Below are 11,925 nucleotides of genomic sequence, written 5' to 3'. Positions count from 1 at the left end.
CTCCTACTTCAGCATCGGGATATGGATGCCCTTTTCTTTTGCTGTCTGAATCGCAAGGTCGTAGCCTGCGTCTGCGTGGCGCACCACGCCCATGCCCGGATCTGTTGTAAGAACGCGCTCCAGACGCTTCGCGGCTTCCGGTGTTCCGTCTGCTACAATGACCATTCCGGCATGCAGGGAATATCCCATGCCAACGCCGCCGCCATGGTGGACAGATACCCAACTAGCCCCACCGACACCGTTGATGAGCGCATTAAGAATCGGCCAATCCGATACCGCATCGCTTCCATCCTGCATCGCTTCCGTCTCTCGATTTGGCGATGCAACCGAACCAGAATCCAGATGATCACGTCCAATGACAATAGGTGCCTTCAATTCACCGGATGCTACCATCTCGTTAATAATTCTGCCGAACTTCGCACGCTCCCCATAACCTAACCAGCAGATACGAGCCGGCAATCCCTGAAATTGAATGCGTTCCCGCGCCATCTTGATCCAATTGCACAGATGGGTGTTGTAGCTGAATTCGCGTAGAATGACTTCATCTGTTTTATAGATATCCTCCGGATCACCCGAAAGCGCTACCCAGCGGAAAGGCCCTTTTCCTTCGCAGAACTGTGGACGAATGTATGCCGGCACAAAACCGGGGAAATTGAACGCGTTCTCTACCCCTTCGTTTTTGGCTACCTGACGAATGTTGTTGCCGTAATCGAATGTAACGGCACCCTGCTCCTGCATGTTCAGCATGGCACGTACATGACCGGCAATGCTTGCTTTGGACTGTGCTTCATACGCTTTCGGGTCCTGGTTGCGAAGCGCTGCTGCTGCTTCTAAGCTCATTCCCGTCGGAACATACCCGTTCAGCGGGTCATGCGCCGATGTCTGATCAGTCAGCACATCCGGGATGAAACCTTTGGCAAGCATGCGGTTGAGCACATCTTCTGCATGGCCAAGCAAACCGATAGAGATACCTTTCTTCTCTTCTTTGGCCTTCAGTGCCATCGCAATCGCTTCGTCAAGATCCTCTGTCATGACATCAAGGTAGCGCGTATCGAGCCTGCGCTGAATGCGCGTCGGGTCCACTTCGATGTTAATGCTGACCCCGCCGCATAAGGAAACCGCAAGCGGCTGTGCGCCACCCATGCCGCCAAGACCTGCCGTGACGGTGATCGTTCCTTCCAGCGTTCCGTTGAAATGTTGACGACCGCATTCTGCAAATGTCTCATATGTTCCTTGGACAATGCCCTGGCTGCCGATATAAATCCAGCTTCCCGCCGTCATTTGTCCATACATCATCAACCCTTTTTTGTCCAGCTCATGGAAGTGATCCCAGTTCGCCCATGCAGGCACAAGATTGGAGTTGGCAATTAACACACGTGGTGCATCCGTATGGGATTTAAATACAGCGACCGGCTTTCCGGATTGAATCAAAAGCGTTTCATCATTCTCCAGGTTTTTCAACGTCTCAACAATAGCATCGAAGCACTCCCAGTTGCGAGCTGCTTTACCAATGCCCCCATATACGACCAGATTCTGCGGATGCTCCGCCACATCCTCATGCAGATTATTCAGCAGCATGCGCAATGCGGCCTCCTGAATCCATCCTTTTGTGTGAAGCTGTGAGCCTGTATAATGTTCAATCATTCTTCCCGTTTGCTTTGTCATTATTTTTTCACCCACTTATGAGTTTTTTATCTACACAAAGTGTAAAAAAATACAGAAGATAAAAATAGGGGGGAGTTTTTCGAATTCTTCACATTTTTTTAGACAAAAAAAGCGCTTTGATAGCGCTTCCATTTAGAAAGTATATTTTTTTTATATTTTTATACTTTCTTTCGATCTCTAAATATTCGAGGGGTACAACCCGTTTTTTCTTTGAATATCTTGCTAAAATAGTTCGCATTGATAAATCCGGTCTTTTCTGAAACCTCCTGGACAGTCATCTTGGTGTCCAAAAGCAGCCGCTGGGCTTCCTTAATCCGAACCGATGCCAAAAGCTGACGAAAGGAATGTCCATGCCTTTTTGTTAGAAGAGAGCTAAAATAGGCCGGACTGCGATCAACATACGCCGCCACATCTTCAAGCCGCAGATGGGGGTTATGATAATTCTCTTCAATATAGCGAAGCGCCTGTTCAATCAAATCCGCACGCGAATGATCTTGCCGGTTATTTGCCGTATCTAATACTTCATATAAAAACAATAGAAATTCCTGCACAATGCGGTATAGAATCGGGGTATAAAGAATAATTTCAAATACTTGATGATATCGCTCCTCAAGCCTGCCCTGATCTAAGTAATACGACTTCATAAAACGCCGAACCTGCGCGAGAATACTGGTTAGCCGCGTCCGCAGAAGCCCCGGCTCCGGATACGGCTCTTCCTTATGCAAAAACTCCTTGTACATCCACTGCTTCAGCTTCTCTCGGTCAGCCTCACCCAACATATCGATCCATTCTCTTTGTTCGGCTGGGGTTAAGAATGGATCAATAATCTGCCAGTCCATCTGATCCTCAATAACAGAAACTTGCCGATACCCTTTGAAAAAACGAATATCAAGCGCCTGCCTGGCGTATTGGTATTTCTGACGTAAGGAAAGTGACGCATCATTCGTATCATAGATGACAAGCGACAGTGGCTGCATATGTTTCTCCTCCCAATCCTGCAGCAGGCGATTGCCCATTTTTTTTAGGGACAGCAGGGAATGCTGCGGCTCACGAGTAAAAATCGAGACGATCATATCACTGAGCGGCAATAGCACCGGAGGAGTATAAAATGGATAATGCTGCAAAAAACTAAGCAATCGCGGCTGAGCCTCAGTCTCTTCTAGCTGTAGAAGCAGCAGCCAGCAGTGATCTGCTGTCGACTTCTGGGGCAAAAACAGCGAATGGTAGGAAGGTGCAGAGGACGCGACGCCATTTTCTATAATCTCAAGCCCCTGCTGAGGAGAGGAGGCAACCTTACAGCATCGTGCTAGCACGCGTCGAATGCTGTCCGGGGAATGCGGCTTCACCCATAGGTCATAGGCATGCAGTTCAATCCCCTGCATCGCCCGCTCAAACGTAGCCTCCGCTGTTGTAACTATAATCGTATGCCTAAACTGGCGAATGCGTTCTTTGAAATCATCCCATGCATCTCTTGGAATCATATCAAGCTCGATACAGATCACATCCGGCATGTTTGATTCTAGAATCTGAAATACTTCAAGCATAGTTCCAGCCATCAATACCTGCTCGAACGGGATGCCGTACGAATTGACTAGCCATCCCATTCCTGTTCGTTCATTATGATCTCGATCGGCAATTAACAGCTTTGCCATATGCCACTCCTCCAATAAAGAAGCCTGTTCCCGACACGAACAGGCTCTTTCTATCGATTATACAGACATTGAGTTTTCACCAAATCGTTCCCACAATGCTGGAAACTTGCTTTTGAGGCTATCGTCCTCTTGCTCCCAGTCAAAAACAATCTCAGGGTAGGTATATGCACCGTGCGTATATTCCTCAAATAACTGATAGTAGTCGTCGTCCGTATGCCCTGTCTTTTCTTCGAAGGCGACACAGGCTGCGCTGATCATCTCTTCATTTTCCGGATAATGGTCTTCCGGCAGCTCTTCTATAATCGAGATCAGATTTTCCGGATTCTCCAACACCCGGCTCCATACATCTCTGCCCTGTGAGATCAGCCATGCCCGGAAATAATCAAACAGATCGTCAGAGCAGCCGCCGAGTATAATATAGGCGGCCGCCCATAGATCGGACGTATACGATCCCATATAAAGGCGATTAAATATCGCATCAAATTCAAGAATTTCCTTAATCGACATCTTCATCAGCGCTTCCATTACGTATTCGGCCTGCTCCTCACCGTCACTTGACTTGCGGTGCGCCTTTTCGATAATGTCCCAGAATCTCTCTTCCGACATGGCTTCCATACGAACAATGCCCGCTTCGCTTTCTGCCTCATTGTATCCTTTTCTCAGCTTGGAAGCGATCAGCTTCTCCGCTTCTCGTTGGCATGTCTCCTCCGATGCAAAAACGGCTGCTTTACTCGCCCCTTTTGTCCCGACTTTTCCATAGGTGAGGAGATACGAAGTCCCATATACCTCCATCAGCCAAAACTTGTTTGACGTTTCACCCTGATACACCAGCAGTTTTTTCATTCTCACACCCCATGTTTATTAACAACTTCATAATCTATGGTTTGGCGGCGACGCCGGATCACACTCGATTGCTATTCTCTCTGCTATTCTACCTTCTTTGCGAGCGACGTGTAAAATCCCTGAACAAAAAACATTGATTATGAGACCGCCTTTAATCCTACGACACCGATAATAATGGCAAAAATACTTACCATACGTGCTGTGCTTCGAGATTCGCCAAAGAAAATCATATTCACCAATACAGCACCAACGGTTCCGGCCCCAATCCATACGGCATAGGCAACGCTTAATTGCAGATAAGCGAAGGAAGCATAAAGAAGCGCAAAGGACAGGCCAAAGCCGCCTACGTACAGCGCCATATTTCTTACTGTTTTCGTTTGGCTGAACATCTTCAACCCGATCACGCCGGCAATTTCACATATCGCGGCTGCCAATACAAGAAACCAGCCCATCATTGATACACCCCTTCCTGATTCTTTTCTTTATTTTTTTGATTATCAGCCAACTTCAAGCCAATGACGCCGGCAACAAGAATGACCATAAAGATTCCCTTTACCAAGCTGAAGTTTCCGCCCAAAATAAATACATCCATCAGCGCGGCTCCAACCGTGCCCACGCCGGCAAATATCGCATACACGGTTCCCGTTTGCAGGTTTTCGCACGCCTTGGACAGAAAGTAAAAATCTGCGAGAATAATAACGATCAATATTCCCCAATGCCACCAAGTTGTCGCAACATTAAAGCCATATACCCACAGCAATTCAAATAAACAGGTTAAAGCAACGTACATCCAATCTTTATTCATAATAGTTCACCATTTCCGTTCCCTTTCATCATCTTTTTACTCACCTTATCAGCAGCCAAATGACTGAACGACAGTCATTTTCTTCGGGAGAAGGGTTCGTTTTATGCCATCAAAACCGCCTCATGACTGACTATCATTCATTTTATTGGTTGTTTAATCTTTTGTCAATGATAATCGAACTAAAAAAGAACGAGGCGAATCGACATACCCCGCTCAGTAATAGGGCTGGAAAATAGAACAACTTAGCTAGAAAAGCGTTTGCAGGTATGAAAACTTCTCGGAAGCACACAATGAATATTGAGCTTTTCTCTTTTATCGTCGGACATACGCTCCCGGTCTTTCTGTGGTACATACAGTACCATATAGCGTTCAATTTTGCTCATCCAACGACCCAGCTTTTCCTTTTCCGACAGCTTGATCACATTACCTGGCCGATCGTTCATCATCTACCGCCTCCCCCATCTCAATACGTATTCAAGGAAAACATATTGGGTATTCTGCTTGCGTCATGATGGACCTTCTACCTAGAAGTCCTTTGTTAGCGACGGGTACCTCAGTTGTATAATGATGGAAAAATTTGATCACAAATTCCGATTGTATTTTAGCAACATTTATTTTAGTATTAAAATATATATTACTAAAATATATATAGTTAAATTATTTATTTCTATAATAAAAAGATAGGAGTGTTGTAAATGAGACTGCAAGAAAAGGTTGCCATTATTACAGGAGGAGCATCCGGAATCGGCCGAGGCATTGCCCTGGCGATGGCAAAAGAGGGAGCTAAGGTTGTTATTGTAGATTTAAATGAAGAAAACGGTAAAAAAACAGAACAAGAGCTGCAGCAATACAACGACGCTATGTTTATTCAAGCTGACATTTCAGATAAAAACAAGATCACAAAAGTCGTAAAAGACACGGTGGATAAATTCGGACGGATCGATGTCATGGTCAATAATGCACATGCCTCCCGTCAAGTTTCTTTCATGGAGACGACACAGGAGCATTTGGACCTGTCCTTTAATACCGGATTCTATCCAACTTTCCATTTCATGCAGGCGTGCTTCCCTTACTTAAAAGAAACAAAAGGAAGTGTCATCAACTTTGCTTCGGGAGCCGGTATTGATGGCATGCCTCTGCAGGCATCCTATGCTGCGGCTAAAGAAGCGATTCGCGGCATCTCAAGAACTACTGCTAATGAGTGGGGTCCATACCAAATTAATGTGAACTGCATCAGTCCAATTGCAGAGTCACCTGGAGTAGCCGCATGGAAAGAAAACATGCCTGCAGAATACGAAGCCATGGTACAAAAAATCCCGCTCAGAAGATTGGGCGATTGCGAAAAAGATATCGGCCGTGTAGCTGTGTTCCTTGCGAGTGAAGATGCAGACTATATCACCGGCCAAACAATTATGGTGGACGGAGGTACACTGAAGCTGAGATAATCGAGAGAACGAATATAGTATGGGAGATGGATGTTATGGCAGTACAGACAAAAGATCTGGAGATGGACAATACGGATATTTTTCATTTGTTGCATACCATGCAAATTTTCACAAATCATGCTGCAATTAAGTGGACAAAAGCGTTTAATCAGGAAATTGGCATCTCTCCCCTTATCGTTCTGTCGAAATTAAAGCATCATGGACGGCTTAAGCAATCAGAATTAGCAAATAAACTGGGGCTTACGCCTGGCGCCATTACCAATATTGCTGATAAATTGATTAAGAAAAGCTATGTCGTACGTGAATTCAACACCGATGACCGACGCGTGGTTTATCTAGTAATCACGGATGAAGGCAGAAAAATATTGGATAAGGCCATTGAAGCAAGCAACGAAATACAATTGGAAATCTTTCAAGCGATCAGCAAATCGGAACAAAAGCAGCTGCTGCAAATTTATCAGAAACTTATCGCCCAATTCACGTAAGCAAGGAGAGATTGGCATGGGACGGGTACAAGGAAAAGTAGCTATGATCACAGGGGGCGCTTCTGGAATCGGACTGGCTACCGCACAACTGCTGGCAAAAGAAGGCGCAAAGGTTGTCATTGCCGACTTCAATAAGGACGGGGCAGATCAGGCCGCCAAAGCCATTGAAGCACAAGGCGGACAAGCGCTTGCCTTATTTTTGGATGCGAGCAAAGAAGAGTCCATTAAGCAGGTCATCCAACAAACAGTGGATGCTTTTGGGGCGCTGCACATTCTATACAACAATGTTGGATTGACCAACTTAAAGAAAGATCTGGACGTTGTTAATCTTGACCTGGATGAGTGGGATCGCCTGATGAATGTGAACGTACGAAGCATCATTGTTGGGTGCAAATATGCGATTCCTCATATGATTGAAGCAGGCGGCGGCTCGATCATTAATACAGCATCCATGGCGGCATTTGCAGGAGATAGCATCCGTACAGCGTATGGCGCCTCAAAAGCGGCGGTAGTGAATGTAACCAAATATATCGCAACCCAATACGGAAAACACAAAATACGCTGCAACGCGGTTGCACCGGGGCTGATTTTGACACCAGCAGCAAAAAATAATTTGCCGCCGGATGTGTTGGATCTCTTCGAGAAATACAACTGCCTTCCGTATCATGGCGAAGCAGAAGATATTGGGTATACAGTGCTTTTCCTAGCTTCTGATGAAGCTAAGTTTATCACAGGCCAAACCATTCAGGTGGAGGGCGGCCACTACGTTCCAAGCCCGACGGTTCCGGACTTTACAAACCTCATGAACCAAAAATAATCTCAGATCACATACAGAAGCAGCTTCGGTGAGTTCATCATCGGAGCTGCTTCTTATTTCTTATATCTTCATCTGGCTCCACCGCTCACATGCTCGATGCTTCTCCCCCGCTAAAAAGCATGACGATGGAGCAAAAATTACATAGTAAAAGCAAGCACATTCGGGAACGCTAACGATACAGCACAACTGAACTTTTACTGTATTGGAATGATACTGTTTATGAAAAAAACCATTGTTATCGTGTTTTTAATGTTCATCTTACTCACCCCATCCATGCTTGCTCATTCTGCGGCAATCAGGCCGGAAAAAGAAGCTGTGTATCAAGTAAAAACATCAGAAAAAGTAATGGCTTTTACATTTGACGATGGTCCTCACCCTGTATATACACGAAAAGCATTAAAGGTGCTCAACAAGCATCACGCCAAGGCCACCTTTTTTGTGACAGGAGAGCGTGCTGAGCGCTTCGCATCCGTCATTAAAGACATGAACAGGCAAGGACATGAGATCGGAAACCATACGTATTCCCATCCCTCCATGCGAAAGATTACTTCATCCCAGCTTGAAAAGGAAATTCAGAAGACAGATGAGGTGATTCGCTCCTTAACCGGAGAACATCCCGTCTTCTTCCGTCCTCCCGGCGGTATACAAAATGAAAATGTATTCAAGGCCGCCAAAAAGAAAAACCATACCGTTGTAATCTGGTCTAGGCACCAGGATACAAAAGATTGGTCCAATCCTGGGGTGGAGAAGATGGTTCGTCAGATAACACAGCATGCAAAGCCTGGTCAAATTGTATTGCTCCATGATTCCGGAGTCAATCGAACACAAACAGTAAAGGCACTAGATAGAGCACTAAGTATATTGTCCAAGGAAGGCTACCGGTTTGTCACCCTGTCTGAGTTGCTCCACCAAAGTACAAAGGAAAAGGCACAATGACAGAGGTAAATCTGCCTCTGTTATCGTGCCATATCAGCTATTGGCTGTCTCTTTTTTTGATTGCATCCTGCGCTCCACTGTTTCCTTCATCCACAATCCGGTTCCATTCAGCATTTCCGTTATGTACCGCCTCATTCCATAAAGCGTTGCCTGTATCCACCGCATAATTGTAAATGGTCTGCTTGCGGTCAATGATTAGATTGTATGTTCCCCTGATTGGATGATTCACGTCGTATTTTCCTTTTATATACTCATGAGCATTCAACAAATGCTGTTTTTCTCTTTCTACCAAAAATTTGATCTCTTCTTTCGTAGTCTGTGCCAGCTTCTTCTTTTCCTCTTTTTTACTCATTGCTTCCTTTTTCCCTTTTTCCTTCCACGAATACCAATCACGCTTTAATTTATCATACTCTTGGCGCCATACCTTCTTTAATTCCCGGTCATCGTGTGCATAGATAAACTTTCCATTCCCTGCCGCCGCTACCTGCTTCAGCATCTCCTGTCCCTTATTATCAACATCAAAACCGATAATGTTTACAACGGTCTTCACATTTGACTCCTGAAGCTTCTTGGCTGCCTGCACAGGATCGCCACCGCACGTTTCAATGCCGTCGCTGACCACGTATACCACCGTTTCTGTCGCATCCTTTGGAACATCCTCATGTACAGCCTGCAGCGCGCGGGCGATTGGCGTCCATCCAGCAGGCTGCACTTTGCTAAGCGCCGTATCAAGCTCGGAAGCCTGATAGCCCACTCCCTGATATACTTCTTCTGTACTTCCGCAGGAAACCGCTTTATCCTGGTCACTGCCGCTGCCCTTGTGTCCATAGATGCGAAGGGAGACAGATGCATTCTCCGGCAGCTGTGATACGAAATCACGGATGGATTCTTTGGCGGCATCCATTTTTGTCTGGCTGCCCGCTTTCGCTTTCATGCTTCCACTCGCATCAAGCAAAATTGAAAAATGTATTTTTTTCCCCTCGGGAAGCCTGATGTTTTCGGTCGGCTTTTCATGATTCACTTCCACGGTTGCATCAAAATTCACAAATGATGTCACATACGGACGGTAGTCTTCCGTCATTAGGCCAATCAGCGCCTGAAAATACTCTTCTGTAGTCAAGTCAGCGGGCAGCTTATCCAACTCCTCCCTGACCTTTGTCGCATCGTATCGATCTCCGCCATACTTGCCCGGCGGTTTCATCATCATTTTTTCTACTTCTGTTAGCGGGCGGGCAAGTTCCGGCAGCGGTTCTTCTGCCTGCGCTGTAACAGAAGCAGCCATGCCCTGATCTTTTGTTTCCGTTTCCTTCACTTTTTCCGCTGCTTGCGGCGGCTCTGCCTCCGTTGTACTGCATCCTGCCCCCAAAAAAAGCAGCAGACAGACTGCCATTATCGCGTACCGCTTTTTCACTATGTATCCTCCTTCTCCCTTTTTCATAAACATTAACATAATTTCATATTCCTTCTAAATAGTTGGTACGGTCTATTTTACCCACTTATTTTCAGGACTTTGTATCCCGATCCTCTATCTTACTTTTTTTCATTCATAACAAAATCCCGGCTCGAGTTTACCTCTACATCGCCGGGATATGCTGTCACAGTATGCGTCTTACCGTTTTTGCCTTGCACCCTCTCGAATGGAGGTAATGGTGGACTGCACAGAAATCTGTTCAGGATTCGTCATAATCTCAATCACAACAGGGCCTTTTGCCTGCAACGCTTTGTGCAAAGCTTCCTCGAATTCATACTGCTCGGTTATACGGAAACTCTCAATCTGCAATACAGAGGCCAGCTTTGCAAAGTCAACCGAATTTAAAGACGTGCCAACGACCCGTTCAGGAAAATGCATTTCCTGATGCATGCGAATTGTGCCGTACATGCAATTGTTAAAGACAAGAGCAATCACAGGGATGTGATAACGCGCAGCAGTCTCTAACTCCTGAACTGTCATCATAAAGCCTCCGTCTCCAGATAGCGAGACGACCACTTTCTCAGGTCGCGCCAGCTTTGCGCCAATCGCTGCAGGCAGTCCATATCCCATCGCACCAGAAGTCGGGCCAATATATGTCTTAGGCTGTTGGAAGGAATAGAAATTATGCAGCCACCCGGCAAAATTCCCCGCATCATTTGTAATAATTGCATCCTTAGGCAGCACCTTCATCAATGTCTCAATAATATCTCTGTTATGAATCGGAGCGTCTTCTTCTTTCTGGATTGCATCCCCCGCACGCTCATATACTTGCCGTCTCTCTTTTGCCCAGGCCTCCCACGTACATTTTAGCTTCATCTCAAGCAGCGCTCCAAGCGCTTCCTTCGCATCAGCTACAATCCCTACTTCGGGGCTGTATACCTTGCCAATCGTATCAAAATCAATATCAATGTGAATAATCTTAGGATTGTGCTTAAAAATACAATAATCCTGTGTTGTTACTTCCGATAGGCGAGTACCAATCGCCAGCACGACATCCGCCTTCCGCATCGTATCAAGAATCGGAGCAAACGTGCCTAATCCAGAGTGACCTACATAGAGTACGTGCTGATTTGGAAACACATCATGCCGACGGAAGGACGCCATTACAGGAATGCCAAATGTCTCTGCGAACTTCAGCAGGGCGTCTTCTCCATTGGCGGCTGTCACCCCACCTCCAGCCAGAATCAATGGGCGCTCCGCTTTTACGAGCAGCTCCTGAACTGCGGCGATTTCCGTATGATTGGGACGAGGTGCAGGAATCGGAATAACATTACCGAAGCGCATCTCAGCCTCCTCCTTTAGCACATCTTCAGGGAGGGAGACAACCACCGGGCCAGGCCGTCCGCTCTTTGCAATGCGGAACGCCCGCTGTACAAGTTCAGGAATCCGTTCTACATCTTTGATTTCTACCGTCCATTTGGAGATATGACCAAAGAATTGGTCCAAATCGACCTCCTGGAAACCTTCCCGCCCACGAAACTTACTATGAACCTGTCCGAGAAAAACAACCATCGGTGTCGAATCCTGATATGCGGTATGAATGCCAATGGCAAGATTTGCTCCGCCTACTGCTCTCGTTGCCATTGCTACTCCCGTCTTTCGCGTCGCCTTCCCATATGCTTCCGCCATAAAGGCCGCCCCGCCTTCATGACGTGTTGAGATCAATTCAATAGCCGGGGAAGCATATAAGCTGTCCATTAAAGGCAAGTAGCTCTCTCCCGGAACACAAAAAGCATGAGTCACACCTTCAAGCTCCATGCATTTTGTAATTGCCTCTGCCCCGTTCATCATCTCTGTCATCCTACC

Annotated in this window: 12 protein-coding genes; 4 read left to right on the top strand and 8 right to left on the bottom strand. The window is 46.3% G+C overall.

Going from position 1 to position 11,925, the window contains the following annotated elements:
• Positions 1–3 precede the first annotated feature (3 nt).
• The 6 genes from hutU to AB3351_RS03690 form a co-directional block, all read right to left on the bottom strand.
• A complete protein-coding gene (hutU, locus tag AB3351_RS03715) occupies positions 4–1,665 on the bottom strand; it encodes a urocanate hydratase (protein ID WP_371145785.1) in 1,662 nt (553 codons plus the stop codon).
• A gap of 158 nt (positions 1,666–1,823) precedes the next feature.
• On the bottom strand, positions 1,824–3,317 hold the full coding sequence (locus tag AB3351_RS03710; protein ID WP_371145784.1) for a helix-turn-helix domain-containing protein: 1,494 nt from the start codon (positions 3,315–3,317) through the stop codon (positions 1,824–1,826).
• Between the two features lie 57 nt (positions 3,318–3,374).
• Positions 3,375–4,160, bottom strand: coding sequence for a DUF4240 domain-containing protein (locus AB3351_RS03705; RefSeq protein ID WP_371145783.1), 786 nt, complete (start codon positions 4,158–4,160; stop codon positions 3,375–3,377).
• Between the two features lie 137 nt (positions 4,161–4,297).
• Entirely contained in the window at positions 4,298–4,612 is a 315-nt protein-coding gene (locus AB3351_RS03700; protein WP_371146255.1) for a DMT family transporter, read from the bottom strand.
• Positions 4,612–4,965 carry a DMT family transporter gene (locus AB3351_RS03695; protein WP_371145782.1) on the bottom strand — a complete coding sequence of 118 codons (354 nt, stop codon included), beginning with the start codon at positions 4,963–4,965 and terminating at the stop codon, positions 4,612–4,614. The genes AB3351_RS03700 and AB3351_RS03695 overlap by 1 nt, the downstream gene beginning before the upstream one ends.
• A 242-nt stretch (positions 4,966–5,207) precedes the next feature.
• Positions 5,208–5,411 (bottom strand): hypothetical protein, encoded by a 204-nt coding sequence (locus AB3351_RS03690; protein WP_371145781.1) that lies wholly within the window; start codon positions 5,409–5,411, stop codon positions 5,208–5,210.
• A 249-nt stretch (positions 5,412–5,660) separates the two neighbouring features.
• Here AB3351_RS03690 and AB3351_RS03685 point away from each other — a divergent pair, with 249 nt between their 5' ends.
• From AB3351_RS03685 to AB3351_RS03670, 4 genes are all read left to right on the top strand, one after another.
• On the top strand, positions 5,661–6,410 hold the full coding sequence (locus AB3351_RS03685; RefSeq protein ID WP_371145780.1) for an SDR family NAD(P)-dependent oxidoreductase: 750 nt from the start codon (positions 5,661–5,663) through the stop codon (positions 6,408–6,410).
• 35 nt (positions 6,411–6,445) lie between these two features.
• Positions 6,446–6,895 carry a MarR family winged helix-turn-helix transcriptional regulator gene (locus tag AB3351_RS03680; RefSeq protein ID WP_371145779.1) on the top strand — a complete coding sequence of 150 codons (450 nt, stop codon included), beginning with the start codon at positions 6,446–6,448 and terminating at the stop codon, positions 6,893–6,895.
• A 16-nt stretch (positions 6,896–6,911) separates the two neighbouring features.
• Positions 6,912–7,712 (top strand): SDR family NAD(P)-dependent oxidoreductase, encoded by an 801-nt coding sequence (locus AB3351_RS03675; RefSeq protein ID WP_371145778.1) that lies wholly within the window; start codon positions 6,912–6,914, stop codon positions 7,710–7,712.
• Positions 7,713–7,931: 219 nt separating this feature from the next.
• Positions 7,932–8,648 carry a polysaccharide deacetylase family protein gene (locus AB3351_RS03670; RefSeq protein WP_371145777.1) on the top strand — a complete coding sequence of 239 codons (717 nt, stop codon included), beginning with the start codon at positions 7,932–7,934 and terminating at the stop codon, positions 8,646–8,648.
• 37 nt (positions 8,649–8,685) lie between these two features.
• Here the strand turns inward: AB3351_RS03670 and AB3351_RS03665 are convergent, their stop codons facing one another.
• Both AB3351_RS03665 and AB3351_RS03660 read right to left on the bottom strand, forming a co-directional pair.
• On the bottom strand, positions 8,686–10,059 hold the full coding sequence (locus AB3351_RS03665) for a vWA domain-containing protein (RefSeq protein WP_371145776.1): 1,374 nt from the start codon (positions 10,057–10,059) through the stop codon (positions 8,686–8,688).
• 198 nt (positions 10,060–10,257) lie between these two features.
• Positions 10,258–11,919 carry a thiamine pyrophosphate-dependent enzyme gene (locus AB3351_RS03660; protein WP_371145775.1) on the bottom strand — a complete coding sequence of 554 codons (1,662 nt, stop codon included), beginning with the start codon at positions 11,917–11,919 and terminating at the stop codon, positions 10,258–10,260.
• Positions 11,920–11,925 lie beyond the last annotated feature (6 nt).

The sequence above is a fragment of the Aneurinibacillus sp. REN35 genome, from assembly GCF_041379945.2.
GTDB lineage: Bacteria > Bacillota > Bacilli > Aneurinibacillales > Aneurinibacillaceae > Aneurinibacillus.
Note: the sequence above shows the minus strand (reverse complement) of the source record. Positions and strands in the feature narration are given on the sequence as shown.

Bases quoted from the DNA above. Each gene is read 5' to 3' on its own strand.
- hutU (WP_371145785.1), bottom strand. From the start codon at position 1,665: ATGACAAAGCAAACGGGAAGAATGATTGAACATTATACAGGCTCACAG.
- AB3351_RS03710 (WP_371145784.1), bottom strand. From the start codon at position 3,317: ATGGCAAAGCTGTTAATTGCCGATCGAGATCATAATGAACGAACAGGA.
- AB3351_RS03705 (WP_371145783.1), bottom strand. From the start codon at position 4,160: ATGAAAAAACTGCTGGTGTATCAGGGTGAAACGTCAAACAAGTTTTGG.
- AB3351_RS03700 (WP_371146255.1), bottom strand. From the start codon at position 4,612: ATGGGCTGGTTTCTTGTATTGGCAGCCGCGATATGTGAAATTGCCGGC.
- AB3351_RS03695 (WP_371145782.1), bottom strand. From the start codon at position 4,965: ATGAATAAAGATTGGATGTACGTTGCTTTAACCTGTTTATTTGAATTG.
- AB3351_RS03690 (WP_371145781.1), bottom strand. From the start codon at position 5,411: ATGATGAACGATCGGCCAGGTAATGTGATCAAGCTGTCGGAAAAGGAA.
- AB3351_RS03685 (WP_371145780.1), top strand. From the start codon at position 5,661: ATGAGACTGCAAGAAAAGGTTGCCATTATTACAGGAGGAGCATCCGGA.
- AB3351_RS03680 (WP_371145779.1), top strand. From the start codon at position 6,446: ATGGCAGTACAGACAAAAGATCTGGAGATGGACAATACGGATATTTTT.
- AB3351_RS03675 (WP_371145778.1), top strand. From the start codon at position 6,912: ATGGGACGGGTACAAGGAAAAGTAGCTATGATCACAGGGGGCGCTTCT.
- AB3351_RS03670 (WP_371145777.1), top strand. From the start codon at position 7,932: ATGAAAAAAACCATTGTTATCGTGTTTTTAATGTTCATCTTACTCACC.
- AB3351_RS03660 (WP_371145775.1), bottom strand. From the start codon at position 11,919: ATGACAGAGATGATGAACGGGGCAGAGGCAATTACAAAATGCATGGAG.